The following is a 24,363-nucleotide window of genomic DNA, read 5'->3' as shown; positions in this document are numbered from 1 at the left end:
CGAGTGATATCTCTTCCGTCGGCACTAAGCTTCTCAAACACTATTTTTTTTCAAGATATTTTGTTCACTTTCTGGAATTAAGTAAAACATAATGTTGCTGTACCACAACCAGCCCAGTTTGGTCAGTTCAAAGCTTGTCGGGGTTTCAGTGATAAGGTCCGCTTCCACTAGTTCCTGCAGACGCGCCAGGAGTCCTTGAGGTAGCCGGCTCATCGCCACCTTGGATTTGTCGATTTCTCCGTGATAGGGAAGACGCAGTACAACCGGCTTGACCAGATCCAACACCGGGGCATGCTGGCTGACCTGACAGACATAATCACCAGCGCTCATTTTGGCGATATATTGTTCGCGCAACGAGGTGTTGGTGATCACGTTTTCCGCTACCGAGGAGATCGCGCCGACGCCAAAACCCAGCAGGTCGTGGTCGGCATAGCCGTAAACGTGCTCATGGTAGATAAATGAGTAATCTGGGGTAATCAACGTCGGTTGCGCACTGGTTCGCCGCACATAGCCATGCCCGTTGTAAGGCAGGTAGCCCTTCTGTCGCATGTGCTCATCAATCATCAGTTTCATGTTCAATTTACGCATTGCCGGGAAAACTTCAGCAGTACGTTCTTTGATTTGCTTGTGGAGTTTTACTGAAGTGACGACGTTGTTGATCGGATAAATGTCTATGTTGCTAAGACCCAACTCAACGGCTTTGTCGATATCTGCCAGCGTCTGAGCCTCATTGCTTCCGTTCATACCGTACATGATGTCGCACAGGACGTGCTCGAACGTGGGCACCAACAGATCGGCCGCGCGCTCGATTTCAGCAATATCCTCATTGAGATTGAACAGTTTTCGCCAAGTAGGATCAATCGTCTGTAAACCAAAGCGCGCATGCGTAACGCCAATGTCAGCCAATGCAACATTGCGTTCACGCGTAACACTGGTGATGTTGAACTCGAAAGAAAATTCCTCAACCGTCGACATGTCGAAAAATCGATGCAAGGCCTCACCGATATCATTGATATTCTGTGGTGAGAGTAGCGAAGGCGTACCGCCTCCGAAGAATATCGCCCTGACCGGAACTGCTTTAAAGTCCATCAGCCGTGATTTATATTCGATTTCCTTTATCAATGCCTTGGTATAACGATCAATATCCTCTGCATTTTTGTACAACCCCCGAGTAAACGGACAAAAAGAGCAGATAGCCTCGCAAAATGGAATATGAAAATATAATGCGCGCGACTTCGCTTGGGCATTGGCTCCATTCAGCAAGTTGGACAACTGCGTTTCGCTCGGGCGAAAGACGTTCATGGACTGCGAAGGAAAAAAGAAATTGTACAGTGGAAACTGATAATCGAATTTAATCAATCCATTATTGACAAGTTTCATTTTCCACCTCTGTAGTAACAACCACATTGCTGCCACGAAGCAACGTACGGCTTTTGACTTTTACATCACCACCAAAAAAACCGCGGATTCCTTCATTGATTGACAGGTTATTCGAGCCGCACGTATAGACGTCGATGCTAATGTAATGACTTTCTGGATAGGTGTGATAGGAAAGGTGAGATTCGGAAAGTAGATAGAGACCTGTCACCCCCTCGCCGCCGGCATTGAATTTGTGGGTCAAATGATCTAGTACAGTAAAACGTGAACGCTGCAAAGTACTGAGGAAGAAATCATGCAGTGCCGGCGCATCTTTCAACAAGCGCGCATCTGCACCTGTGATATCCCAAATCGTATGATAACCAAAGTCGTCCATACGAACATTGCTCCTATCCTTGGGCATGAAATACTTCAAATAAAGAGAAGGGGAGATTAACTCCCCTCCCCCTTTTGCATTTACCAGAGGCAAACACCTTTGGTAGTAACGCCAGTCACTTCAGTTTGAAACAGGTCGATTGCAGATTTCATGATACGCTCCTTGTTCAAGTTTAAGTGTTGCCCGCCGTTACGGGGCAACTTAAAATTAGCAGGAAACTTTTACTAAAAAAGTCTGAAAAAATGTAAAAAAATTTTTTCAGCCAAGACAATTCTTATACTTTTTTAAATATTTCCAAACATGTCATTCCGGCAACTTGCCAACTACAGCCGCACACTAAAACTCAATCTAGCTCCAAATCCTCCACTAGTGCTGGCGCTCGCCGCCTCTGGGTGTAGTCATTCAAGGGGGGAAGCCCCCTCCTGCAAGGGCTATCAAGTAGACTTTTCGTACAAGAGCAGGCCTAAAATCATGCAAAAAAAAGTAGGCGTTCTCCTCATTATTTCGACACTGCTTTACTCACGTAACTGACCTGAAGTCAGCGTCCAATGCCTCTGCTTCAACACGGATCAGGCTCAAAATGCGCTAAATGCAGCGACCCTCAAGACCTCGACTGGAGCAGCCCACCCCACTGCTCCTGACTCCGTTAGACAGAACTCGTATCCCCGTGATTCCTGCGGTAGATATGTTCGCCCATCGCCGCAATCTGCCCCTCGATCAACGCCTCAAACGGCCGCAACAACGGCTCGAATGACTGCGGCGCCTCCAGCACCTGCAGCGCCTGCACAATCGCCTCCACCGTCGACAACGCCCCCGGCCCCGGTGCCTTGCGCAACCGATAACGGGACACCGCGCCCGCAGCCAGCGTCACCCGTGGCAACGCCGCCAGCAGCGGGTTGAGGTGCAGCAACTTGCGCGCCTTGCGCCAGGTGCCGTCGGGCACCACCAGCAGCAACGGTTCGTCGGATGGGCTGTAGGCCTGCAGCGGCTGCGCATCCTCGGCGGGAAACAACAGCCGCGCCTGGTACCCAGGCGGATTGAGCAAGTTCTGCAAGTCCTCGAATACTTCACCCACCACCAGTTGCGCATTCACCAGGCCCAACGCGGCCAGACGCGCGGTGTTGAGTGCATGGTTGACCTCGCTGGGATGTTGCAACAGCAACACTCGGGTGCGGCTGTCCAGGTTCGGAATCAGCGCGCACAGGCAGTGGGTGGTCGGCCGCAGGCAGCGGGGGCATTGGGGTCTGGACATATTCAGGCCTGATTGAGCTGTGCTTTGAGTAAATCGCGGAAGGTCTGGATCAACGGCTCGCGGCTGCGCCCACGGCGCATGATCAGCGAAAACGGCGCCTGATAGCCAAAAGTCGCCGGCAGCAGCACCCGCAAGTCGCCCTTGTCGGCCCAGGCCTGGGCGTAGTGTTCGGGCAAGTAGCCGATGTAGGCGCCGGACAGCACCAGGATCAGCTGCGCTTCCATGCTTTCCACTGTCGCGGCGCTATGTTTGAAGCCATGGCGCGCCAGTTCCGCCTGGCTCCAATAGCCGCGCCCAACCATACGTTGCTGGGTAATCACCTGTTCCGGGATGCGCCGCTCGCTGAACAGTGGGTGCCGCGAACTGCAGTAAAGCCAGTGCTGTTCGCGGTACAACGGCATGTACATCAGCCCGCTCATGCGGTTGGAGAAGGCGCCGATGGCCAGGTCCAGGCGATTGTCCTGGACCCCCAGTTGCAGCTCGTAGGGGCTCATGACCGACAGATTCAAATGCACCGCCGGGTGCTCAAGGCTGTAGGCGCCGATGACTTCGGCGAATGGCAGGGCCTTGTCGCTGACGGTGGAGTCGAGCACGCCCAGTTTGAGCGTGCCGCGCAACTCGCCCTTGAGCGCCGCGGCATATTGCTCGAAGCCCTCCAACTCGGCCAGCAGGCGTAAGGTTTCCTGGTGAAACAGCTCGCCCTTGCTGGTCAGGCTGAAACCGCCACGCCCGCGGTGGCACAGCACCAGGCCCAACGCGCCTTCCAGCTGGCTCATATAGGTGCTGATGGCGGACGTCGACAAGTTGAGCTCGTGCTGGGCATTGGCAAACCCTTGGTGGCGGACCACGCTGACGAAGATGCGCAGCAGTTTCAGGTCGGGCAAGGCGCTGGCCATGGAACCTCCAGGCAAAAAATCGGCTGACAGGCCCATTCCCTGTAGGAGCGAGCTTGCTCGCGAAAAACCTGAGAGCGCCGCGTACATTCTAAATGCCCGCGTCATCGTTAACGTTTTTCGCGAGCAAGCTCGCTCCTACAGGGAACAGGTTTTGCACACCGGTGGAGTCTACCCCAGGCATTAGTTCAGAAAAATCTGAACTAAGTATTTCCCCGCAGCGATTCTTCCTGTGCCCTACATTTCGCAGAATCGGCCTCTGATAACCACAACATCGATGAGGCATTCCTGTGGACAAGATCTTTCACCAACCACTGGGCGGCAACGAAATGCCGCGCTTTGCCGGCATCGCCACCATGATGCGCCTGCCCCACCTGCAAACCGCCGCCGGCCTGGATGCAGCCTTTGTCGGCGTGCCCCTGGATATCGGCACCTCGCTGCGCGCCGGTACCCGCTTCGGGCCCCGCGAGATCCGCGCCGAGTCGGTGATGATCCGCCCCTACAACATGGCCACCGGCGCCGCACCGTTCGACTCACTGTCGGTGGCTGACATCGGCGATGTGGCGATCAACACCTTCAACCTGCTGGACGCCGTGCGCATCATCGAAGAGTCCTACGATGAGATCCTCAAGCACGACGTGATCCCGCTGACCCTGGGCGGCGACCACACCATCACCCTGCCGATCCTGCGGGCGATCCACAAGAAGCACGGCAAGGTCGGGCTGGTGCATATCGATGCCCACGCTGACGTCAACGACCACATGTTCGGCGAGAAAATCGCCCACGGCACCACCTTCCGCCGTGCCGTCGAAGAGGGCCTGCTCGATTGCGACCGCGTGGTGCAAATCGGCCTGCGCGCCCAGGGCTATACCGCCGAAGACTTCAACTGGAGCCGTAAACAAGGCTTTCGCGTGGTCCAGGCCGAAGAGTGCTGGCACCAGTCCCTCGCGCCGTTGATGGCCGAAGTCAGGGAAAAGGTCGGCGGCGGCCCGGTGTACCTGAGTTTCGACATCGACGGCATTGACCCGGCCTGGGCACCTGGTACCGGCACCCCGGAAATCGGCGGGCTGACCACCATCCAGGCGATCGAGATTATCCGTGGCTGCCAGGGCCTGGACCTGATTGGTTGTGACCTGGTGGAAGTTTCTCCGCCCTACGACACCACCGGCAACACCTCGTTGCTGGGCGCCAACCTGCTGTACGAAATGCTCTGCGTGCTGCCTGGCGTCACGCACCGTTGATGTAGCGCGGGGCCATGTGCCCCGCGCCTGAACACCTATAAAAATAATAATTGGAGACTCGCCACCATGGCTCTGGATCTATTCGTCGTACTTATCTACGCCGCCGGCATGCTCGTGCTCGGCTATTTCGGCATGCGCCGGGCCAAGACCCACGAAGACTACCTGGTCGCCGGGCGCAACCTGGGGCCGACGCTGTACATGGGCACCATGGCAGCAACGGTACTCGGTGGCGCGTCCACCGTGGGCAGCGTGCGCCTGGGGTATGTCCACGGTATTTCCGGCTTCTGGCTCTGCGCAGCGCTGGGCGCGGGGATCATCGCGCTGAACCTGTTCCTCGCCAAGCCCTTGCTCAAGCTGAAAATCTTCACCGTGACCCAGGTCCTGGAGCAGCGCTACAACCCCACGGCCCGCCAGGCCAGCGGGTTGATCATGCTGGCCTACGCGCTGATGCTGGCAGTGACCTCGATCCTGGGGATCGGCACCGTATTGCAAGTGATATTTGACCTGCCGTTCTGGGCCGCCATCCTGCTGGGCGGTGGCGTGGTGCTGGTGTATTCGACCATCGGCGGCATGTGGTCGCTGACCTTGACCGATATCGTGCAGTTCGTGATCAAGACCGTCGGCCTGATGTTTATCCTGCTGCCGATCTGCCTGTACCGCGTGGGCGGCTGGGATGAGCTGGTGGCCAAGTTACCAGCGGCCAGTTTCAGCTTCACCAGCATCGGCTGGGACACCATCATCACCTACTTCATGATCTACTTCTTCGGCATCCTGATCGGCCAGGACATCTGGCAACGGGTCTTTACCGCCCGTGACGAAAAGGTCGCCAAGTATGCAGGCACTTTCGCCGGTTTCTACTGCATCCTCTACGGCCTGGCCTGTGCCCTGATCGGCATGGCCGCCCATGTGCTGATCCCGGACCTGGACAACGTCAACAACGCCTTCGCCGCCATCGTCAAACTGTCGTTGCCCGACGGCCTGCGTGGCCTGGTGATCGCAGCGGCCTTGGCGGCCATGATGTCCACGGCCAGCGCCGGGCTGCTCGCCGCCTCCACCGTGCTCACCGAAGACCTGCTGCCACGCCTGCGCGGCGGCAAACAGTCGAGCCTGAACATCAACCGCCTGTTCACCCTGCTGACCGGTATTGCCGTACTGGCAATCGCTCTGGTGGTCACCGATGTGATCAGTGCCTTGACCCTGGCCTATAACCTGCTGGTCGGCGGCATGTTGATCCCGTTGATCGGGGCGATCTACTGGAAACGCGCCACCACCTCAGGGGCAATCAGCGCCATGGCACTCGGGTTTGCCACGTCGCTGGTGTTCATGATCAAGGATGGTCTGGAGGCAAACACACCGATCTACTACAGCCTGGGCGTGAGCGTGGTGAGTTTTGTACTGGTGAGTGTGCTGTCGCGTCGGCCACAGGTGACGGCAGCCGACGCAGCCTGAGTAAAGCTTGCTTCAGCGGGTGCGACGTCGGTTGTCGCATCCGTTTTTTTAATCCCCGGGTTTTGCAAACAGGTCGCTGCACTCTTCACAGGTAAAGTACTGCTCTGCCGACGGACACTGGACGACCCCAGTGGCTCCCGCCCTTACCTGCCACATACAAACCTGCCCGTTGTACTTCAGACTGCCCTCCAGATAGCAAGGTGCCCACTCGTAACGGTCATGCAGGGTGCGGCTATCAATCTTCGACGCCCGTTGGAAAAACGCCTGCACACGGCTTGGATCGAGTGGCACGTCAGAAGACCGGCAACTCTCGGGTTCTTGGGATTGGAAGCTAGAGATAACAATGCTTTCAAGGTCGGGGGTGTTGTGCAGATCCGTACATCCCGCAAGAACGAGTAATGCGCCAATCGGCCACGCTTTGATCGTCATCATTCCCACACCGCACTACTGGCTTCACCTGGGTTTTTATAGGATATCTGCGGGTGCCTGTAGACATCACCCGAGGACAGGTTGAAATGAACATACAACTCGTTGACGAGCCATTGAAGGGATTGGTTCTGGGCGGGAGTAACGGTCTCATACCGAGAGGTATCCAAGTGCTTGCCCACCAGTTCGATGCCAATAGAGTCGGAGTTCACGGGATAGCGTTCAGGATAGCTTTTGGCTCGCTCATGCGCGTCCAACGCCTTGATCTGCGCAGTCCACGATAACGTTTGAATGCGGGCCATCTGGGCGCTGTCACACGTTTTTTTATCAATCGCCAAGCACTTCGAGCGAATGAGTTTTCCAACGTGGTAACAGCGTTTTTTCAAACTGGCCGTCTGGTAAACAAAACCATTTTTATCAATCAGAAAGTGCGCACCACTGCCTTTTTCGAGGTAGCCATTGAACGTATGTTGCGCCGTAGGTGCATCCGTCTGGTGGACAACTAAAGCCTGTACACCGTGCAAATCCCCATGCTCGATCGCGTGAAATCGACGCAGTATCACTTTGTCGGAAATCAGCATCCCATCACTGTTAACAAACGACATACACCTGCCTTCCTTCCTTGAAGAGAGCAGGAATATAAAGCGTCTAAATACAGAAAAGGTCGAGGGAGCAGACAAAAGGAAACGTCCGACCAGAATAGTTCCATGGTCAGACAAAGCGAGCGCAACTTAATTTAGGAACGTGGTCTTCGACTGGTGCGGTTCTATTACATACAAGCGCGCACCCATCTACTGTGTTCCTGGGAAAGTGCGACCAGTGATCGCGCCCAAACACCAATGCCTGAGCGCTTTTCCGGACTTACCTGCGACGCGGGCGGCGTTGTTCGTCATCGGTGCGGATAGGCACCGGTTGCAGCGGTGGCTCGATCAAGCCGAGTGCGACGCCGAGGTCGTGCAGCCAGTTTTGCAGTTTTTCTTTCATGGTGCCCCCTTTGAGGGTAGTGCCGAGCAGCTGGAATTCTGTGGCTGCTTCCTACAGATAGTAGTACTAAGTCCCACGTAATGCTTGCCTGAAACCGCAACGAACCATTACTGAATTGATACAAATCCTGACGATGCGGTCAGGCAATCGCCCGCGCCTCTTGTGGCAGCCGCGTCTTGCCCTCTTGCTGCAGGTCAATCCAAGCATTCAGATTAGCCCCAAGCATGCCCTTGCGCCACATCAGCCACGTAGTGGCGTGGGCAAACGGCTCGGCCAGGGGATGGATCGAGACGCTGTGCTTACCGGGCAGGCTGTCGAGCATCGATTCGGACATCAACGCGACCCCGGAACCGGCGATCACACACGCCAGCATGCCTTGATACGACTCAATCTCGATGGCCCGCCCCATGGCTACGCGGTCGTGGGAAAACCACGCTTCCAGGCGCGCCCGATAGGAACAACTGCGTCGGAAGGTGAACACCGAGCGCCCGGCCACATCCTGCGGGCCGCGCACCGGCGGGTGGTCCGCCTCGCAGATCAGCAGCAAGCGCTCCTCGCACAACGGCACACCGTCCAGAGTCGCCAAGGTCAATGGGCCATCCACCAGCGCCGCATCCAGGCGCCCGGTGATCAGGCCCTCAAGCAGTTCGCCGCTGGGTGCCGATTGCACCTGCAGGTTCACCATGGGGTAAGCCTTGTGATACTGCGCCAGCAATTTCGGCAAATGGATCGCGGCGGTGCTGTACATGCTGCCCAGCACAAAGTCCCCGGCTGGATGGCCGCCCTGCACCGCGCCGTGCGCCTCGTCATGTAGGGCTAAAAGGCGCGTGCTGTAGTCGAGCAACACCTTGCCGGCGGGCGATAGCTGCAGGCGCTGGCGCTCGCGCACGAACAACTCGACACCCAATTGCTCTTCCATTTGCTTGAGCCGGGTCGAGAGGTTCGACGGTACCCGGTGCAAACGCTCTGCCGCACGGGTGATAGAGCCCTCTTCGGCCACGGCCTGGAAAATACGCAGTTGGCTGAACTCCACAGGCCTTCTCCTAAACTGAACAAGTTGCTCAGTATTATTCATTTTTACTGAATACCAATCCACCTTAACCTGAGGTCATCGCTTCTTGCAGGAGTTTGGCCCATGTCGCCCCTGGTCCGTTTACTCGCCAGCTTTATTGCCCTGATGATGGCCATGGGCATTGGCCGCTTCGCCCTTACCCCGCAGATGCCGCATTTGCTCAGTGAAGGGCAAATCGACCTGACCGACGCCGGGCTGATTGCTGCAGCCAACTACCTGGGCTATTTCGTGGGGGCCGTGGACTCGATGTTCGCACGCAGTCATCACCACATACGCGGGCGGTTGCTCGGCGGTTTGTGGCTGTGTGTACTGCTGACCCTGGCGTCGTTCTGGGCCAACGGTTTCTGGTCGCACCTGATGTTGCGCTTTGGCACCGGCGTGGCCAGCGCCTGGGTGCTGGTGATGATCACCGGCCTGAGCCAACCCCTGGCGGTTGCCACAGGGCGCCCACGACTCGGAGCACTGGTGTTTGCCGGGCCTGGGTTGGGAATTCTGCTCACGGGATTGTTGGCATTGGGCTCGAACCTGCTGGGCGAGGATTCGGCGACGTTGTGGCTGGTATATGGCGTGGTCGCCCTGGTCATGCTGCTGGTGATCCTGCCGTTCCTGCCCAAGCCGGACAGGGGACAGCCGCAGCGCAGCAGCGCGGCTAACAGGAGCAATGGCAACATCGCGCATCTGGGCTGGGTTTACCTGTTGTTTGGCTTGGGCTACATCATCCCCGCCACGTTCCTGTCACAAATGGCCAGCGCGCAGTTCAAGGGCGCCTGGCAGGCGGACCTGTTCTGGCCGTGCTTTGGCCTCGCGGCAGCCCTGGGTGTGTTGCTGGTCAGCCTGCGCAAGCCCAACCCCGACACTACACGCTATTGGTTGATGGCCACCCTATGGCTGCAAGCGGCCGGCGTCTTCGCTTGTTTGCTGGGCAATGGTGTGGGTTTGGCATTGGGCGTGGTGCTGTGCGGTCTGCCGTTCCTGGCGTGCATGCAACTGGTGATGCAGCGCCTGCGGGAAATCGCACCCCACGGTGCGCAACGCAGCACGGGGCTGCTGACGGCGTGTTTTGCCCTGGGCCAGTTAAGTGGCCCGCTACTGGCCTCGCTGAGCAGTCACCTCAGCGGCGACTTGCAGCCGGCGCTGATAGTGGCGGGAAGTGGCCTGATACTGGCCGGTGCATTGCTGCTACGACCGGCCCCGGCACCGATTGATTGCCGGGCGCGGGTCAGCCCCTGACGCGGTAAGCCGCCCCGTACCCCAACGAGCAACAGGCCGCTGTGAGGAAAGTGCCCCACGCCATGTCCATCAATGCCAGGCCCGCCGACCAGCCTTGCAAGGTCGCCCAGTTGCTCAGGTCATAGGTGCCATAGGCGACCAACCCGAGCAAGGCGCCCAGGCGGGCGGCCCGTTGCCAGCCACCACTGGCCAGCGCCGGCAGCACCACAAAAGCTACACAGCCGAACACATAAAGGAAGTAGAACAGCGCCGCCGGCAGCAATCGCGGTTGTTCAAGCATCAACGGCCCCAGCAGGGCCTTATAGGTCGACCCCATCAACACGCCAAGCCAAAGGCCATCGAGCACTAAAAAAGCCAATAACGTACCGAGGTAAGCAAACACGACTTTTTTGCCCATGGCGACAACCTACTGTAGGAGCCGGCTTGCCGGCGATAGCGACTCCTACACAAGAGCAGGATGCAATCAGCTTAGTTCAATGCGATCAGCGTGAATCACGATCTGGCCCTGCTTGTACAGCGCACCAATAGCCTTCTTGAAGTTGCCCTTGCTCACGCCGAACAAGTTGCTGATCACGGTCGGGTCGCTTTTGTCGCTGACCGGCAGGCTACCGTTGTTCTCACGCAACTTGGCGAGGATCTTCGAGTTCAGGCTGGACGCCGCTTGTTCGCCGACCGGTTGCAGGCTGAGGCTGATATTGCCGTCGGCGCGGATTTCCTTGATGAAACCCTTCTCTTCCTTGCCCGGACGCAGGAACTTGAACACTTCGTTCTTGTGGATCAGGCCCCAGTGCTTGTTGTTGATGATTGCCTTGAAGCCCATATCAGTGGCTTCGGCAACCAGCAAGTCGACTTCCTGGCCCACGGTGTAGTTGGCCGGGGTCTTGTCCAGGTAACGGTCCAGGCGTGCGGTGGCGGTGATGCGCTTGGTGTGCTTGTCGAGGTAGACATGCACCACGCAGTATTCACCGGCGGTCAGTTGGCGCTTTTCTTCGGAGTAAGGCAGCAGCAAGTCCTTGGGTAGACCCCAGTCGAGGAACACCCCGATGCTGTTGACTTCGACCACTTTCAGGCTGGCAAACTCGCCCACCTGTACTTTTGGTTTTTCAGTGGTGGCGATAAGTTTGTCATCGCTGTCCAGATAAATAAAAACGTTAAGCCAGTCTTCATCTTCACTGGGAATATCTTTGGGAATATAACGATTGGGCAAGAGGATTTCGCCCTCTTGCTCACCGTCCAGATACAAACCAAAGTTAGTGTGTTTAACCACTTGCAAACTGTTGTAGCGCCCGACTAAAGCCATTTCCGATACCCTCATTGCGTGGGCGGCATTCTACCCGAGTTGAAGGCGGCGGTCCCGTGTCCAGGCGCGCAACCCTGAAAAATCGCGGGTTTGCCAGGGGATTTTAGCCAATCGCTCCGCTCGTCAGGTCAGACCACAGGCTGGCATTGATGGCCAGGTGCGGTTTTTTCCTCGGGTTTCTATTTAAAACAGCGAGTTAGAGCCCTCAGCCAAAGACCAACTTAGGTATTTATAATAACGCAGCTTATTCCTGGGAGATATTTACCAAGCAATTGTCAAGCATTTCATGTACGATGTCTGGCCAAGTTAATTTTCTACAGGTTAGTGGCCGCCATGCGCGTAAAAGCATCCAACAGCAAAGCAAAGCCCGCTCCCGCCGTTGAAACCAGCGAATCGATCAACAACCAAATCGCCGCGTTCCTCAAGTCCGGTGGCGAAATCCAGCAGATCGCCAAGGGCGTGAGCGGCCAGACTTTCGGCCCGTCCAAGCAGATCACCCTGGGCAAGAAGTAAGCGCAAAGCCGCCTACGCACCCCACCTGGTCCCTAAGCGCCTTGCCTATCAAGGCGCTAGGACTAGAGCCAGCACCCTCCCCCAGACACACCTTCAACCCTGCCAATCGACGAACGGGCCTCACCCCCTGACTTTCGCCGGTATGCTTGCACACGTCTAGAACGGGCGTTTGCCCGATTCCTTCTGTTACTGCTCCTCGCTTTTCATGGAGTGACGCTTGCTCAAGCCCTGCATTTTCCTGGTCAGCGCCCTGCTCGCCAGCCCTCTCGCCGACGCGCAGGTTTTCCAGCGTGAACTGGGCGACTTCGACTTGAAACTGGGGACCACACCCAGCCGTAGCATGGCCCAGGGCTTGGTCAAACCCACCTCTGCGAGCAGCAACTCGTTCCACGGTGGCCTCGACCTGAGCCACGCCAGCGGTCTGTATTTCGGCCAGTTTTCGCCGAGCATGGGGCTGTCGCCCGCCAGTAAACTGGAAGTCGACTCTTATTTGGGCTTCAAGCGCCCGTTCGACCAGACCCTGGGCTATGAACTGGGGATGATCCACTACAGCTACCCCAAGCTGAGCCCCCTCGACAGCCAGGAGTTCTACGGCGGCCTGAACTTGCTGGGCAATCGGTTTGGCGTGTCATTGGGCAACGATCCCGATCGTCGCGACAGCACGCTGTTTGCCGACCTGGGCGGCACCCAGCCGTTCGGCATTGGCGTGAGCATGAAGTACACCACTCATCAGTTAGGCGCCCCGGCATCGGTCGAAGGCGGCTCGATTCGCAGTTTCAGCGACTGGTCGGTGAAATTCTCCCGACCGTGGATGGGCGTCGACCTGGACCTGATCTACAGCGACTCCAGCCTCAGCGGCAGCGACTGCTCGGCCTACTCCGGACACAATTCGCAATGTGATGGCCTGTTGACCCTCAAGGCCGAGCGATCGTTTTATTGATGGGCTGAACTGTCACGCCCCCGGCGAGTTCAGATGAACATCCCTGGTCTGCGCAAGGACTCGCCCATGCTGTGTCGGTTAAGAATCCTGGTGGCCTTGCTGGCCCTGAGCGTCCTGCTTTCCGGCTGCAACCGCGTGGGCCTGGCCTATCGCAACCTCGACGTGATCATCCCCTGGACCCTCAACGACTACCTGGACATGAACGCCGGGCAGAAAAGCTGGTTCAACGACACCCTCAAGGACCACCTCGCCTGGCACTGCACCACCCAATTGCCCGGCTACCTGGACTGGCTCGACCGCCTGCAACAGATGGTCGACAACCATCAGGTCAGCGATGCCGCCCTGCAAACCCGCACCCTCGAAGCCAAGCAGGCAATCGCCGAGGTCGCCCGGCAGATCACCCCATCCGCCATCGAGTTGTTGCGCGGGCTGGATGAGCAGCAGGTACGGGCGATGGATCAAGCGCTGACCAAAGACCTGCGTAAACGCCAGGACGAATACCTCAAGCCGCCCCTGGAGCAGCAGATCAAAGACCGCAGCGCGCGCATGAGCAAACGCCTGGATGCCTGGCTCGGCCCGTTGAGCGCCAGCCAGCAGCAGCGTGTGCAGGCCTGGTCCACCGCCCTCGGTGCGCAGAACCAGCAATGGATCGGCAACCGCGCCCATTGGCAGGTGCAGTTCATCGCGGCAGTCAATCAACGGGCCAGCAGCGACTTCCCGGGCAAGATGGAGCAACTGCTGGTGGACCGTGAAAGCCTGTGGACTGCGGACTATCGCCAGGCCTATGCCCAGACCGAAGCGGCGGCCCGCAGCCTGCTGGTGGATGTGATGGCCGAAAGCACGGTCCAGCAACGACAGAAGCTGGTGCAGAGGATCGATAAGGTGCGCAGCGACTTCCAGTCCCTCAAGTGCCTCAAGGGCAGCGCGACCTAGGCGACTGCTTTGACAGTTTGCGTCGGCTCAGGCGATTTGCGCTTTGGAGGCCACGACCTCGAACGTCGCCGGATCCAGCGCATCCACCTGCTCGTCCAACACCTGGCGCGGGTGATCGTTGCCCGGGATGGAACTGTCGATCAGCGCCAGCAGGCGGGCCCCCAGCGGCGTCAAAATGAAGTTCTCGCCATTGCCGCCCTGATCCTCTGGACGGGACTCGATAAAACCGCGCTTGAACAACAGCGCCTCATAGTCGGCTGCGGTCTTTTTCAGCGCATCGAGGTCGCCGTTGAAGTCGCCGGCCGTGGCCTTCTCGGCGGCTTCCTGCTCGGCATACTTGCGCGGGGCAAAGCTGCCCTCGCCATTTTGCACTTCATGTAACAGACGCTCGATCAGATCCCAATTGTAAGTACTCATCCTGAATCCCTCCTGCAGGCACACCGACTGGCGGCCTTCAAAGGTTGTGACCGGCGTGTGCGAGCGCCGTTCAGCCGGATGGACGAGCGTGATTGCACTGAACTTTTCGCCGGCCGTAGCCCTCAACCGGCTATCACCGCCAAGGAGGTCCACCCATGAAAACCCTGATGCAACTGGCCGTCGCCGCCACCCTGTTGAGCGCCCTGCCCGCCTGGGCCTGTACCCCGGAAGAGGCCACGGAAAAACGTGAGCAACTGGCCAAGGAAGTCAGCAAGCTGACCCAGCAGAACCCGACCAAGGCCAAGGAAATCAACGATGAACTGCAGCAAATGGACCTGGATACCGAAAGCGCGAAGTTTCCCGACAAGTGCCAGTTGATCGAGGCGCGGCTCAAGGAATTGAAGGAAGCGGCGGCCAAGGCAAAAAACTGAAGGCATAAAAAAACCGGACATTGTCCGGTTTTTTTGTGCGCCGCCGTATTACTCGGCTGCCGGTGCTTCTGGCTTGCGGCGCTTGAGCGGCGCCATGCCGTCCTTGCTGACCAACGACAGATTGTCGGTCTTCGGCCGGTTGGCGATCTTGCGCTTGGTCGGCGACTTGGCGCCGGCCTTCTTCTTGTCGCCCTTGGCGTCGACCTTTTTCTTCTTCACGCCCACGGCCTTGCCCGAGGCCTTGACCTTCTTCGGCCCGGTGTAGGTACCTTTGACTTCCTTGATGGTACGGCGCTCGAACGACTGCTTGAGGTAGCGTTCGATGCTCGACATCAGGTTCCAGTCGCCATGGCAGATCAGCGAAATGGCCAGGCCATCGTTGCCAGCACGCCCGGTACGGCCGATACGGTGCACATATTCGTCGCCGCTGCGCGGCATATCGAAGTTGATCACCATGTCCAGGCCTTCGACGTCCAGGCCGCGCGCGGCGACGTCGGTGGCCACCAGGATCTTCACGCCGCCCTGCTTGAGGCGGTCGATGGCCAGCTTGCGGTCCTTCTGGTCCTTCTCACCGTGCAAGACAAACGCCTTGTACTCCTGAGCCACCAGGCGCCCGTAGATCCGGTCGGCCATGGCCCGGGTGTTGGTGAATACAATGGCCTTCTGATAGGTCTCGTTGGCCAGCAGCCAGTTGAGGATCTGCTCTTTGTGCACATTGTGGTCAGCAGTGATGATCTGCTGACGGGTAGTCGAGTTCAGGTCGCTGACGTTGTTGACCTGCAGGTGCTCAGGGTTGTTCAGGACCTTGGCGACCATCTCGCGCAGGGTCGAACCGCCAGTGGTGGCGGAGAACAGCATGGTCTGCTGGCGGTTGACACACTCTTCGACCAGGCGCTGTACGTCGTCGGCAAACCCCATGTCGAGCATGCGGTCGGCTTCGTCGAGCACCAGCACTTCGACTTCCTTGAGGTCCAGGTTGCCGGCGTTCAGTTGCTCGATCATCCGCCCAGGGGTGCCGATCAGGATATCCGGGACCTTGCGCAGCATCGCGGCCTGCACCTTGAAGTCTTCACCGCCAGTGATCAGGCCGGATTTGATGAAGGTGAACTGCGAGAAGCGCTCCACTTCCTTCAAGGTCTGCTGGGCCAGCTCACGGGTAGGCAACAGGATCAGGGTCTTGATGCTGACACGGATCTTGGCCGGGCCGATCAGACGGTTAAGGATCGGCAGGACGAAAGCGGCGGTCTTGCCGCTCCCGGTTTGAGCCGTCACCCGCAGGTCACGCCCTTGGAGCGCGAGCGGGATGGCCGCTGCTTGCACAGGCGTAGGCTCGACAAATTTAAGCTCGGCCACGGCTTTGAGCAGGCGTTCGTGCAGGGCGAATTGGGAAAACACGGGTGCTACCTCGAAGAAATACAAAAAATCAGCTGCATAGGGTAACGGTTTCGGGCGCTCAGGCCGAGTCTCTTTACGCGAAGTGGGCCAATCAGATGGTTTTTTGTCAGGTGATTTGTCTGCCTGCACAACTTTGCAGCACTTAAATGCTCTAATCGCCCCGTCATGTCTTACAGAAGAATCGCGTTTAACCATGGATATCAAACAGCTCTGGCTCAACGTCCAAGACCTCTGGGGTGCCCTGGACCAACATCCGCTGCTGCATTCAAGCATCGCCTTGCTGGTGCTGCTGGTCGTGGCCCTGATTGTCGGACGGGTGGCTCGCTACCTCATCCTGCACACCGTCAAACTGCTCGGGCGCCAGCCGGCGCTGCACTGGCTCAATGACCTGCGGCACAACAAAGTCTTCCATCGCCTGGCACAGATGACGCCGTCCCTGGTGATCCAGTTCGGCCTGCACCTGGTGCCGGAACTGAGCAAAAACGCCGCGTTGTTCATCGGCAACGTGGCGCTGGCGTTCACCATCCTGTTCCAGGTCCTGGCCATGAGCGCCCTGCTCAACGCCCTGCTGGATATCTACGCCCGCACCGAACATGCGCGCACGCGCTCGATCAAGGGCTATGTGCAATTGGCGAAAATGGTGTTGTTCGTGTTTGGCGCGATCATCATTGTCGCCACGCTGATCGACCGCTCGCCGCTGTTGCTGTTGTCCGGCCTGGGTGCGATGTCGGCGGTGATCCTGTTGGTGTACAAGGACACGCTGCTGTCGTTTGTCGCCAGCGTGCAATTGACCAGCAACGACATGCTGCGGGTCGGCGACTGGATCGAAATGCCCCAGGTCGGCGCCGATGGCGATGTGGTGGACATCACCTTGCATACGGTCAAGGTGCAGAACTTCGACAAGACCATCGTCTCGATCCCCACCTGGCGCCTGATGTCCGAATCGTTCAAGAACTGGCGCGGCATGCAGGCCTCGGGCGGGCGGCGGATCAAGCGCAGCCTGTTTATCGACGCGGCCGGCGTGCGCTTCCTGCGCGACGATGAAGAAGTGCGCATGACCCAGGTCCACCTGCTGACCGATTACATCAGCCGCAAACAGGCAGAATTGAAGGCCTGGAACGAAGCCCAGGGCCACAGCGCGCAACTCTCGGCCAACCGCCGACGGATGACCAACCTGGGAACCTTCCGTGCCTACGCCCTGGCGTACCTCAAGAGCCATCCGGATATCCAGCCGAACATGACCTGCATGGTGCGCCAGATGCAGACCACCTCCCAGGGCGTGCCCCTGGAAATCTACTGTTTTACCCGCACCACGGCGTGGGCGGATTACGAACGCATCCAGGGGGATATTTTTGACTACCTATTGGCAGTGTTGCCGGAGTTTGGCCTGAGCCTGTATCAGCAGCCAAGTGGCAATGACCTGCGGGCCGGGGTGTTGCCGGCGGTGCTGGGTGCCAGCCATTTGCCAGCCCCAGAAAAAGCTGCGCTATAAGCTGAACCCTTGTGGGAGCGGGCTTGCTCGCGAATGCGGCATGTCAGTCAGCATATCTGGCTCTGACCCACCGTATTCGCGAGCAAGCCCGCTCCCACAACACTCATCACCGGTTGGCAAGCCCTAAAGCCGGGCGCACACCCAACCGGCTGATCCACACCGCCGCCACGATCACCGCCCCGCCCAGGAACAACCGCCCCAACGGTTCATGCTGATTCCAGATCAGCAGATTCAGCAGCAACCCCACCGGCACATGCAGGTTGTTCATCACGGCCAGGGTGCCGCCGTTGACCAGGCAGGCGCCCTTGTTCCACCAGTACAAGCCCAACGCGGTACTGACCAGCCCCAGAAACACCAATACTCCCCACTGCAACGGCGCTTCGGGCAAGAAGTTGGCCTTGCCGAACAGCAGGAACGCCGGCAATACCACGGCCAATGCCCCCAGGTAGAAATAGCCAAAGCGCCGATAATGCGGCAAGTCGCTTGGATGACGCGCCACCAGGCGTCGGTACAGCACTTGCCCGGCGGCGTAGGTGAAGTTGGCCAGTTGCAGCAACAAGAAGCCCATGAAGAAGTCCGGGCTGATTTGGTCAAAGCGGATCACTGCCGCACCTGCCACAGCAACCAGCGCGGCAATCAGTGCCCACGGGTTGAAACGCCGGTTCAGCGCGTCTTCAATCAGCGTCACATGCAGCGGCGTAAGGATGGTGAACAGCAACACCTCCGGCACCGTCAACACACGAAAGCTCAAGTACAGGCACACATACGTCACGCCAAACTGCAACGCGCCGATCAGCAGCATGCCTCGCATGAACGCAGGCTCCACCGAGCGCCAGCGGGTCAGCGGGATAAACACCAGCCCAGCCAGCAACACACGCACCAGCACGGCGAAATAGCTGTCGACATGACCGGCCAGGTATTCGCCGATCAAGCTGAAGGAAAACGCCTGGATCAGCGTGACAATCAGTAAATAGCCCATGGTCGCCTCGTATTTGAATGGGCGCGACATTAGCGTTTTTCCCGGCGGGGCGAAACTCGGGGCAAAAAAAACCCGACCTCGCTAAAGCGGCAGTCGGGCAGGAGCACTCAGGAGCAACAAGTGCAAAGGGAGGTTCGATACGCGTACTTGAAGGGTTGCGTGGATTTATATAAACACCGCGCGATTATCTGGCGATTAACGCGTCAGGCAACCTGTGCCAGCAGGGCCTTGGCGTGGTTCATACCCTTTTCCTGGAAGTCCCCCCCCAGGTTCACCCCTTCGGCATGAATGAAGGTGACGTCATGGATACCGATAAAACCCATGACCTGGCGCAGATACGGTTCCTGGTGATCGCTGCTCGCGCCGGTGTGGATACCGCCGCGGGCGGTCAACACAAAGGCGCGCTTGCCGGTCAGCAGACCTTGGGGCCCGGTGGCGGTGTACTTGAACGTCACGCCGGCCCGCAATACATGGTCAAGCCAGGCTTTGAGGGTGCTGGGGATGGCAAAGTTGTACATCGGCGCGGCCATTACCAGCACATCGGCGGCCAGCAGTTCTTCGGTCAGTTGGTTGGAACGGTCCAGGGAAGCCTGCTCATCGGCATTGCGCTGCTCGACCGGCTTCATCCAACCGCCCAACAGGTTGGCGTCCAGGTGCGGTACCGGGTTGACTGCCAGGTCGCGCACGCTGATCTGATCGGCTGGGTGGGCGGCCTGCCATTGGCTGATGAACTGTTGGGTCAACTGGCGGGAGATGGAATCCTGTTGGCGGGCGCTGCTTTCGATGATCAGAACATTGGACATGGCTTTGTAGGCTCCATCTGTAATTGCTGTAAGTCGATGGAGTGAAGGTTAAACAGAGCCCATTCGATAAAAAAGCGTAAAAAACTGCTATAACCCATCTATTAAGTTGTTTATAAGCGGAGCCTGCCGGTGGCCGTGCCCCGCTTCTGCGTTATTTGGGCTCGCAGGTCAGTTTGATGCGCATCTTGATAATCGCGCGGCTGAACTTGACCGTGGTGTTGGTGCTTTTGCCGGCGGGAACCGTGACATTGCGTACCCGCGCAGGCTCCGGACCATTGGTAAATGCGACCCTGCACGCAGCGTCGTTGCTGCCGAAGTTAATGAGTTCGATGGAGCTGATCTCACTGTCCACATCGGACGCCTTGTAATCGATGCTCACCCCCTTGATCGATTTTGACACGTCGATCGGATAGGCAAACGCGCTCAGCGGCAACAGTGCCAGCACTACACAACAGAATTTTCTCATTCGGCAGTCTCCAATAAGGACCGCCAGCTTAGGACAAGAGGAGCTCATCTTGAAAGCGCCCCGCGTGACCCTTGATCAATGGCGCACGTTGCAAGCCGTGGTCGACCATGGTGGCTTCGCCCAGGCGGCCGAAGTACTGCACCGCTCGCAATCCTCGGTGAGCTACACCGTAGCCCGCATGCAAGACCAGTTGGGCGTGCCCCTGCTGCGCATCGACGGGCGCAAGGCCGTGCTCACCGAGGCCGGCGAAGTGCTGCTGCGCCGCTCCCGCCAACTGGTGAAAAATGCCAGCCAGTTGGAAGACCTGGCCCATCATATGGAACAAGGTTGGGAGGCCGAAGTGCGCCTGGTGGTCGATGCCGCCTACCCCAACGCTCGCCTGGTGCGCGCCCTCACCGCCTTTATGCCGCAAAGCCGTGGCTGCCGCGTGCGCCTGCGTGAAGAAGTGCTGTCGGGTGTCGAGGAACTGCTGATTGAAGGCGTCGCCGACCTGGCGATCAGCGGCTTCAGCATTCCTGGCTACCTGGGCACGGAAATGAGCGATGTGGAATTTGTCGCCGTGGCCCACCCCGAACATCCGCTGCACCGGCTTAACCGCGAATTGAGCTTCCAGGACCTGGAAAGCCAGATGCAAGTGGTGATCCGCGACTCCGGGCGCCAGCAACCACGGGACGTCGGCTGGCTCGGCGCCGAACAGCGCTGGACCGTGGGCAGCCTGGCCACTGCCGCTACGTTCGTCGGCAGCGGCCTGGGGGTTTGCCTGGCTGCCGCGGCACATGATCGAGCGCGAGCTTAAAGAAGGCGTACTCAAGCAACTGCCCCTGGAGCAAGGCGGCAGCCGCCACCCGACGTTCTACCTGTACTCGAACAAGGACAAGCCCCTGGGCCCGGCCACGCAGATTCTCGTCGAACTGCTGCGCACCTTCGACACCGCACCACTGGACGCACCCTTTGCCGCCCCCCGGCAAGCCTGAAACGGAGTTCACCCATGGCCTATTTCGAACATGAAGGTTGCACCCTGCATTACGAGGAATATGGCCACGGCGAGCCGCTGATCCTGATCCACGGCCTGGGCTCCAGTTGCCAGGATTGGGAACTGCAAATACCGGTATTGTCCCGGCATTACCGCTTGGTGCTGCTGGATGTGCGCGGTCACGGCCGCTCCGACAAGCCTCGGGAGCGCTACAGCATCGAAGGTTTTACCGCCGACCTGGTGGCCTTGATCGAACACCTGCAACTGCCCGCCGCCCATGTGGTGGGCCTGTCGATGGGCGGGATGATCGCCTTTCAACTGGCGGTCGACCAACCGCAGCTACTCAAGAGCTTGTGTATCGTCAACAGCGCGCCCGAGGTCAAGGTGCGCAGCGCCGATGACTATTGGCAATGGGCCAAGCGCTGGAGCCTGGCACGTGTGCTGAGCTTGAAGACCATCGGCAAGGCCCTCGGTGACAGGCTGTTCCCCAAACCCGAACAGGCCGACCTGCGGCGCAAGATGGCCGAGCGCTGGGCAAGAAACGACAAACGTGCTTACCTCAAAAGCTTCGACGCGATTGTGGGCTGGGGCGTGCAGGAACGACTTTCGAAAATCACCTGTCCAACCCTGGTCATCAGCGCCGACCATGACTACACCCCGGTGGCACAGAAACAAATCTATGTAAAACTGCTGCCCGATGCGCGGTTGGTGGTGATCGAAGATTCGCGCCACGCCACACCGCTGGACCAACCCGAAACCTTCAATACAACCCTGCTCGATTTTCTCAAGACAGTCGAAACCACTTCCCAGGATCACTGACCCATGCTGAAAAAAATCGCCGTTTTTGCCGGTTCTGTGCTGTTTGCTGCCAACCTGATGGCGGCCACGCCGGCCAAGGCACCACACGTATTGATCACCACTACCAATGGCGAGATCGAAATCGAGCTGGATCCGGTCAAGGCGCCGATCAGTACCAAGAACTTCCTGGCCTATGTCGACAAGGGCTTCTACACCAACACCATTTTTCACCGGGTGATCCCGGGCTTTATGGTGCAAGGTGGCGGATTCACCCAACAAATGTCGCAAAAGCCTACTGAAGCGCCGATCAAGAACGAAGCCAGCAACGGCCTGCACAACGTGCGTGGCACCTTGTCCATGGCACGTACCAACGACCCAAACTCGGCCACCAGCCAGTTCTTCATCAACGTGGCCGACAACGCCTTCCTCGACCCGGGCCGTGATGCTGGCTACGCGGTATTTGCCAAAGTGGTCAAGGGCATGGACGTGGTCGATATCATCGTCAACTCGCAAACCACTACTAAGCAAGGCATGCAAAACGTGCCTATCGATCCTGTCCTGATCAAGTCGGCCAAGCGCATCGACTAAGGTCCACAGGGAGTTCCACGCGCCGCCCACAAGGCGGCGCGTGTATTTGAAAAGGAGAGCCCGCCCAGCGGGCGTCAGACCTAATGCTCTATCGTCGTTTTGAACAACTGATCGATATCTTCCGCGACGCTCCCAGCGCGGCACCGCCCGATAAGGTCCTGCCCTTCTACCTCTATTACCTGCGCCAGGTGTGGCCGTGCTTTGCCGCGCTGCTGGTGGTGGGCCTGATTGGCGCGCTGATCGAAGTGGCGCTGTTCAGCTACCTGAGCCGCATCATCGACCTGGCCCAAGGCACGCCGCCGGCCAATTTCTTCCAGACCCATGCCACCGAGTTGATCTGGATGGCAGTGGTCGCCCTGCTGCTGCGCCCGATCTTCGGCGCCTTGCACGACCTGCTGGTGCACCAGACCATCAGCCCCGGCATGACCAGCCTGATCCGCTGGCAGAACCACAGTTACGTGCTCAAGCAGAGCCTGAACTTCTTCCAGAACGATTTTGCCGGGCGCATTGCCCAGCGCATCATGCAAACCGGCAACTCGCTGCGCGACTCAGCCGTCGCCGCTGTCGATGCCATCTGGCACGTGGCGATCTACGCCATCAGCTCCCTGGTGCTGTTTGCCGAGGCCGACTGGCGCCTGATGATCCCGCTGGTCACCTGGATCATTGCCTACAGCCTGGCGCTGCGCTACTTCGTGCCACGGGTCAAGGAACGCTCGGTGATTTCCTCCGAGGCGCGCTCCAAATTGATGGGGCGCATCGTCGATGGCTACACCAATATCACCACCTTGAAGCTGTTCGCCCACACCCAGTCCGAGCAGGAGTACGCCAAGGAAGCGATCATCGAGCAGACCGAAAAAACCCAGTTGGCCAGCCGCGTAGTCACCAGCATGGACGTGGTGATCACCAGCATGAACGGCCTGCTGATCGTCACCACCACCGGCCTGGCCCTGTGGCTGTGGACGCAGTCGCTGATCTCGGTGGGCGCCATTGCCCTGGCCACCGGCCTGGTGATCCGCATCGTCAATATGTCGGGTTGGATCATGTGGGTGGTCAACGGCATTTTCGAGAACATCGGCATGGTCCAGGACGGCCTGAAAACCATCGCCCAGCCACTGGCGGTGATCGACCGCGAAAACGCCCCGCGCCTGCATGTGCCCCACGGCGAAGTGCGCTTTGAACAGGTGGATTTCCACTACGGCAAGAGCAGCGGCATCATCGGTGGCCTGAACCTGGTGATCAAGCCAGGGGAAAAGATCGGTCTGATCGGCCCTTCCGGTGCCGGCAAGTCGACCCTGGTCAACCTGCTGCTGCGCCTCTACGACCTGCAAGGCGGGCGCATCCTGATCGACGGCCAGAACATCGCCGAAGTAGCCCAGGAAAGCCTGCGCGAACACATCGGCATGATTACCCAGGACACCTCGCTGCTGCACCGCTCGATCCGCGACAACCTGCTGTATGGCAAGCCCGACGCCACCGACCAAGAACTTTGGGAAGCCATACGCAAGGCGCGTGCCGATGAATTTATCCCGCTGCTGTCGGACTCCGAGGGCCGCATCGGCCTGGACGCCCATGTGGGTGAGCGCGGGGTGAAACTCTCCGGCGGGCAACGCCAACGCATCGCCATCGCCCGGGTCCTGCTCAAGGACGCGCCGATCCTGATCATGGACGAAGCGACTTCGGCCCTGGACTCGGAAGTGGAAGCGGCCATCCAGGAAAGCCTGGAAACCCTGATGCAAGGCAAGACGGTCATCGCCATCGCCCACCGCCTGTCCACGATTGCTCGAATGGACAGGTTGGTGGTCCTGGAAAAAGGCCAGATCGCCGAGACAGGCAGCCACGCCCAATTGCTGGCACACGGTGGCCTGTACTCACGATTGTGGCAGCACCAGACCGGAGGATTCGTCGGTATCGACTGATTCTGGACTACTAACCGCGTTATCAATTCCGAACAATTCTGACAGTTTTTTCTATCTCACTGGCCGTGTATCACAATCCTGCTGTACTGCAATCAGGGCCCAGGGAGGGCTCTGACATC

The 24,363-nt window shown here is 58.6% G+C and carries 26 protein-coding genes and 1 pseudogene; 12 read left to right on the top strand and 15 right to left on the bottom strand.

What is annotated here, in order from left to right; translation table 11 throughout:
* Nucleotides 1–33 precede the first annotated feature (33 nt).
* From JTY93_RS07170 to JTY93_RS07155, 4 genes are all read right to left on the bottom strand, one after another.
* The gene (locus JTY93_RS07170) at nucleotides 34–1,380 is read right to left on the bottom strand and encodes a coproporphyrinogen-III oxidase family protein (RefSeq protein WP_240357275.1); all 1,347 of its coding nucleotides are present in this window, start codon (nucleotides 1,378–1,380) and stop codon (nucleotides 34–36) included.
* Nucleotides 1,364–1,753, bottom strand: coding sequence for an adenosylmethionine decarboxylase (gene speD / locus JTY93_RS07165; protein ID WP_205477331.1), 390 nt, complete (start codon nucleotides 1,751–1,753; stop codon nucleotides 1,364–1,366). Before speD ends, JTY93_RS07170 begins: the two co-directional genes overlap by 17 nt.
* Nucleotides 1,754–2,399: 646 nt before the next feature.
* Nucleotides 2,400–3,005, bottom strand: coding sequence for a tRNA-uridine aminocarboxypropyltransferase (locus tag JTY93_RS07160; RefSeq protein WP_169993371.1), 606 nt, complete (start codon nucleotides 3,003–3,005; stop codon nucleotides 2,400–2,402).
* A gap of 2 nt (nucleotides 3,006–3,007) precedes the next feature.
* Nucleotides 3,008–3,901, bottom strand: a complete 894-nt coding sequence (locus JTY93_RS07155; protein WP_205477330.1) for a LysR family transcriptional regulator — start codon at nucleotides 3,899–3,901, stop codon at nucleotides 3,008–3,010.
* A 287-nt stretch (nucleotides 3,902–4,188) separates the two neighbouring features.
* On the opposite strand from JTY93_RS07155, the gene speB reads away from it, so the two are divergent.
* A complete protein-coding gene (speB, locus tag JTY93_RS07150) occupies nucleotides 4,189–5,139 on the top strand; it encodes an agmatinase (RefSeq protein WP_032863463.1) in 951 nt (316 codons plus the stop codon).
* A gap of 66 nt (nucleotides 5,140–5,205) precedes the next feature.
* Complete coding sequence (locus JTY93_RS07145; protein ID WP_205477328.1) at nucleotides 5,206–6,588, top strand: sodium:solute symporter family protein; 1,383 nt, start codon at nucleotides 5,206–5,208, stop codon at nucleotides 6,586–6,588.
* A gap of 48 nt (nucleotides 6,589–6,636) precedes the next feature.
* On the opposite strand, the gene JTY93_RS07140 is transcribed toward JTY93_RS07145, so the two are convergent.
* The 4 genes from JTY93_RS07140 to ptrR form a co-directional block, all read right to left on the bottom strand.
* Nucleotides 6,637–7,020, bottom strand: a complete 384-nt coding sequence (locus JTY93_RS07140; protein WP_205477327.1) for a hypothetical protein — start codon at nucleotides 7,018–7,020, stop codon at nucleotides 6,637–6,639.
* Nucleotides 7,017–7,619 carry a peptidoglycan recognition protein family protein gene (locus JTY93_RS07135; RefSeq protein ID WP_205477326.1) on the bottom strand — a complete coding sequence of 201 codons (603 nt, stop codon included), beginning with the start codon at nucleotides 7,617–7,619 and terminating at the stop codon, nucleotides 7,017–7,019. Before JTY93_RS07135 ends, JTY93_RS07140 begins: the two co-directional genes overlap by 4 nt.
* 256 nt (nucleotides 7,620–7,875) lie before the next feature.
* Nucleotides 7,876–7,998 (bottom strand): PA1414 family protein, encoded by a 123-nt coding sequence (locus tag JTY93_RS29555; RefSeq protein WP_003210728.1) that lies wholly within the window; start codon nucleotides 7,996–7,998, stop codon nucleotides 7,876–7,878.
* Between the two features lie 139 nt (nucleotides 7,999–8,137).
* Nucleotides 8,138–9,031, bottom strand: a complete 894-nt coding sequence (gene ptrR / locus JTY93_RS07130) for a putrescine utilization regulator PtrR (RefSeq protein WP_205477325.1) — start codon at nucleotides 9,029–9,031, stop codon at nucleotides 8,138–8,140.
* 102 nt (nucleotides 9,032–9,133) lie between these two features.
* Here ptrR and JTY93_RS07125 point away from each other — a divergent pair, with 102 nt between their 5' ends.
* The gene (locus JTY93_RS07125; RefSeq protein ID WP_205477324.1) at nucleotides 9,134–10,300 is read left to right on the top strand and encodes an MFS transporter; all 1,167 of its coding nucleotides are present in this window, start codon (nucleotides 9,134–9,136) and stop codon (nucleotides 10,298–10,300) included.
* On the opposite strand, the gene JTY93_RS07120 is transcribed toward JTY93_RS07125, so the two are convergent.
* Both JTY93_RS07120 and JTY93_RS07115 read right to left on the bottom strand, forming a co-directional pair.
* Nucleotides 10,290–10,697 (bottom strand): DUF2177 family protein, encoded by a 408-nt coding sequence (locus JTY93_RS07120; RefSeq protein ID WP_205477323.1) that lies wholly within the window; start codon nucleotides 10,695–10,697, stop codon nucleotides 10,290–10,292. The genes JTY93_RS07125 and JTY93_RS07120 overlap by 11 nt on opposite strands.
* 66 nt (nucleotides 10,698–10,763) lie before the next feature.
* Nucleotides 10,764–11,600, bottom strand: coding sequence for a CvfB family protein (locus JTY93_RS07115; RefSeq protein WP_029292380.1), 837 nt, complete (start codon nucleotides 11,598–11,600; stop codon nucleotides 10,764–10,766).
* Between the two features lie 333 nt (nucleotides 11,601–11,933).
* Here JTY93_RS07115 and JTY93_RS07110 point away from each other — a divergent pair, with 333 nt between their 5' ends.
* The 3 genes from JTY93_RS07110 to JTY93_RS07100 all read left to right on the top strand — a co-directional run bounded on the left by JTY93_RS07110 (nucleotide 11,934) and on the right by JTY93_RS07100 (nucleotide 13,986).
* Nucleotides 11,934–12,113: a PFL_1563 family small protein gene (locus JTY93_RS07110; protein WP_007946007.1), complete on the top strand. Its 180-nt coding sequence runs from the start codon at nucleotides 11,934–11,936 to the stop codon at nucleotides 12,111–12,113.
* A 217-nt stretch (nucleotides 12,114–12,330) separates the two neighbouring features.
* The gene (locus JTY93_RS07105; protein WP_205477322.1) at nucleotides 12,331–13,053 is read left to right on the top strand and encodes a TorF family putative porin; all 723 of its coding nucleotides are present in this window, start codon (nucleotides 12,331–12,333) and stop codon (nucleotides 13,051–13,053) included.
* A 66-nt stretch (nucleotides 13,054–13,119) separates the two neighbouring features.
* On the top strand, nucleotides 13,120–13,986 hold the full coding sequence (locus JTY93_RS07100) for a DUF6279 family lipoprotein (protein WP_205477339.1): 867 nt from the start codon (nucleotides 13,120–13,122) through the stop codon (nucleotides 13,984–13,986).
* A gap of 27 nt (nucleotides 13,987–14,013) precedes the next feature.
* Here the strand turns inward: JTY93_RS07100 and JTY93_RS07095 are convergent, their stop codons facing one another.
* Nucleotides 14,014–14,403: a transcriptional regulator gene (locus JTY93_RS07095; protein WP_205477321.1), complete on the bottom strand. Its 390-nt coding sequence runs from the start codon at nucleotides 14,401–14,403 to the stop codon at nucleotides 14,014–14,016.
* 155 nt (nucleotides 14,404–14,558) lie between these two features.
* On the opposite strand from JTY93_RS07095, the gene JTY93_RS07090 reads away from it, so the two are divergent.
* A complete protein-coding gene (locus JTY93_RS07090) occupies nucleotides 14,559–14,834 on the top strand; it encodes a hypothetical protein (RefSeq protein ID WP_205477320.1) in 276 nt (91 codons plus the stop codon).
* 48 nt (nucleotides 14,835–14,882) lie between these two features.
* On the opposite strand, the gene JTY93_RS07085 is transcribed toward JTY93_RS07090, so the two are convergent.
* Nucleotides 14,883–16,229, bottom strand: coding sequence for a DEAD/DEAH box helicase (locus tag JTY93_RS07085; protein ID WP_029292371.1), 1,347 nt, complete (start codon nucleotides 16,227–16,229; stop codon nucleotides 14,883–14,885).
* 193 nt (nucleotides 16,230–16,422) lie between these two features.
* Between JTY93_RS07085 and JTY93_RS07080 the strand changes: the two genes are divergently transcribed.
* On the top strand, nucleotides 16,423–17,721 hold the full coding sequence (locus JTY93_RS07080; protein WP_029292370.1) for a mechanosensitive ion channel family protein: 1,299 nt from the start codon (nucleotides 16,423–16,425) through the stop codon (nucleotides 17,719–17,721).
* 106 nt (nucleotides 17,722–17,827) lie between these two features.
* Here the strand turns inward: JTY93_RS07080 and JTY93_RS07075 are convergent, their stop codons facing one another.
* From JTY93_RS07075 to JTY93_RS07065, 3 genes are all read right to left on the bottom strand, one after another.
* A complete protein-coding gene (locus tag JTY93_RS07075; protein WP_029292369.1) occupies nucleotides 17,828–18,700 on the bottom strand; it encodes a carboxylate/amino acid/amine transporter in 873 nt (290 codons plus the stop codon).
* Nucleotides 18,701–18,903: 203 nt separating this feature from the next.
* Nucleotides 18,904–19,503, bottom strand: a complete 600-nt coding sequence (locus tag JTY93_RS07070) for an FMN-dependent NADH-azoreductase (protein WP_205477319.1) — start codon at nucleotides 19,501–19,503, stop codon at nucleotides 18,904–18,906.
* A gap of 151 nt (nucleotides 19,504–19,654) precedes the next feature.
* On the bottom strand, nucleotides 19,655–19,969 hold the full coding sequence (locus JTY93_RS07065) for a 3-phosphoglycerate kinase (protein WP_205477318.1): 315 nt from the start codon (nucleotides 19,967–19,969) through the stop codon (nucleotides 19,655–19,657).
* 49 nt (nucleotides 19,970–20,018) lie between these two features.
* Here JTY93_RS07065 and JTY93_RS07060 point away from each other — a divergent pair.
* The 4 genes and pseudogenes from JTY93_RS07060 (at nucleotide 20,019) to JTY93_RS07045 (ending at nucleotide 24,244) form a co-directional block, all read left to right on the top strand.
* Nucleotides 20,019–20,943, top strand: a pseudogene (locus JTY93_RS07060) (PA3225 family LysR-type transcriptional regulator).
* A gap of 14 nt (nucleotides 20,944–20,957) precedes the next feature.
* Nucleotides 20,958–21,761, top strand: a complete 804-nt coding sequence (locus JTY93_RS07055) for an alpha/beta fold hydrolase (RefSeq protein ID WP_205477316.1) — start codon at nucleotides 20,958–20,960, stop codon at nucleotides 21,759–21,761.
* A gap of 3 nt (nucleotides 21,762–21,764) precedes the next feature.
* Nucleotides 21,765–22,328: a peptidylprolyl isomerase gene (locus JTY93_RS07050; RefSeq protein ID WP_205477315.1), complete on the top strand. Its 564-nt coding sequence runs from the start codon at nucleotides 21,765–21,767 to the stop codon at nucleotides 22,326–22,328.
* 83 nt (nucleotides 22,329–22,411) lie between these two features.
* Nucleotides 22,412–24,244: an ABC transporter ATP-binding protein gene (locus tag JTY93_RS07045; protein WP_205477314.1), complete on the top strand. Its 1,833-nt coding sequence runs from the start codon at nucleotides 22,412–22,414 to the stop codon at nucleotides 24,242–24,244.
* The last annotated feature ends 119 nt before the right edge of the window (nucleotides 24,245–24,363 follow it).

Source organism: Pseudomonas hygromyciniae (genome assembly GCF_016925675.1).
Classification (GTDB): Bacteria; Pseudomonadota; Gammaproteobacteria; order Pseudomonadales; family Pseudomonadaceae; genus Aquipseudomonas; species Aquipseudomonas hygromyciniae.
This window is presented reverse-complemented; position numbering and strand designations above follow the sequence as displayed.

Excerpts from the sequence above, each read along its gene's own strand:
- JTY93_RS07095 (WP_205477321.1), bottom strand. The coding sequence starts at position 14,403 with ATGAGTACTTACAATTGGGATCTGATCGAGCGTCTGTTACATGAAGTG.
- JTY93_RS07110 (WP_007946007.1), top strand. The coding sequence starts at position 11,934 with ATGCGCGTAAAAGCATCCAACAGCAAAGCAAAGCCCGCTCCCGCCGTT.
- speD (WP_205477331.1), bottom strand. The coding sequence starts at position 1,753 with ATGGACGACTTTGGTTATCATACGATTTGGGATATCACAGGTGCAGAT.
- JTY93_RS07135 (WP_205477326.1), bottom strand. The coding sequence starts at position 7,619 with ATGTCGTTTGTTAACAGTGATGGGATGCTGATTTCCGACAAAGTGATA.
- JTY93_RS07160 (WP_169993371.1), bottom strand. The coding sequence starts at position 3,005 with ATGTCCAGACCCCAATGCCCCCGCTGCCTGCGGCCGACCACCCACTGC.
- JTY93_RS07170 (WP_240357275.1), bottom strand. The coding sequence starts at position 1,380 with ATGAAACTTGTCAATAATGGATTGATTAAATTCGATTATCAGTTTCCA.
- JTY93_RS07080 (WP_029292370.1), top strand. The coding sequence starts at position 16,423 with ATGGATATCAAACAGCTCTGGCTCAACGTCCAAGACCTCTGGGGTGCC.
- JTY93_RS07120 (WP_205477323.1), bottom strand. The coding sequence starts at position 10,697 with ATGGGCAAAAAAGTCGTGTTTGCTTACCTCGGTACGTTATTGGCTTTT.
- JTY93_RS07115 (WP_029292380.1), bottom strand. The coding sequence starts at position 11,600 with ATGGCTTTAGTCGGGCGCTACAACAGTTTGCAAGTGGTTAAACACACT.
- JTY93_RS29555 (WP_003210728.1), bottom strand. The coding sequence starts at position 7,998 with ATGAAAGAAAAACTGCAAAACTGGCTGCACGACCTCGGCGTCGCACTC.
- JTY93_RS07140 (WP_205477327.1), bottom strand. The coding sequence starts at position 7,020 with ATGATGACGATCAAAGCGTGGCCGATTGGCGCATTACTCGTTCTTGCG.
- JTY93_RS07100 (WP_205477339.1), top strand. The coding sequence starts at position 13,120 with ATGCTGTGTCGGTTAAGAATCCTGGTGGCCTTGCTGGCCCTGAGCGTC.
- JTY93_RS07075 (WP_029292369.1), bottom strand. The coding sequence starts at position 18,700 with ATGGGCTATTTACTGATTGTCACGCTGATCCAGGCGTTTTCCTTCAGC.
- JTY93_RS07045 (WP_205477314.1), top strand. The coding sequence starts at position 22,412 with ATGCTCTATCGTCGTTTTGAACAACTGATCGATATCTTCCGCGACGCT.
- JTY93_RS07055 (WP_205477316.1), top strand. The coding sequence starts at position 20,958 with ATGGCCTATTTCGAACATGAAGGTTGCACCCTGCATTACGAGGAATAT.
- JTY93_RS07070 (WP_205477319.1), bottom strand. The coding sequence starts at position 19,503 with ATGTCCAATGTTCTGATCATCGAAAGCAGCGCCCGCCAACAGGATTCC.
- JTY93_RS07155 (WP_205477330.1), bottom strand. The coding sequence starts at position 3,901 with ATGGCCAGCGCCTTGCCCGACCTGAAACTGCTGCGCATCTTCGTCAGC.
- JTY93_RS07145 (WP_205477328.1), top strand. The coding sequence starts at position 5,206 with ATGGCTCTGGATCTATTCGTCGTACTTATCTACGCCGCCGGCATGCTC.
- JTY93_RS07125 (WP_205477324.1), top strand. The coding sequence starts at position 9,134 with ATGTCGCCCCTGGTCCGTTTACTCGCCAGCTTTATTGCCCTGATGATG.
- JTY93_RS07065 (WP_205477318.1), bottom strand. The coding sequence starts at position 19,969 with ATGAGAAAATTCTGTTGTGTAGTGCTGGCACTGTTGCCGCTGAGCGCG.
- JTY93_RS07090 (WP_205477320.1), top strand. The coding sequence starts at position 14,559 with ATGAAAACCCTGATGCAACTGGCCGTCGCCGCCACCCTGTTGAGCGCC.
- JTY93_RS07050 (WP_205477315.1), top strand. The coding sequence starts at position 21,765 with ATGCTGAAAAAAATCGCCGTTTTTGCCGGTTCTGTGCTGTTTGCTGCC.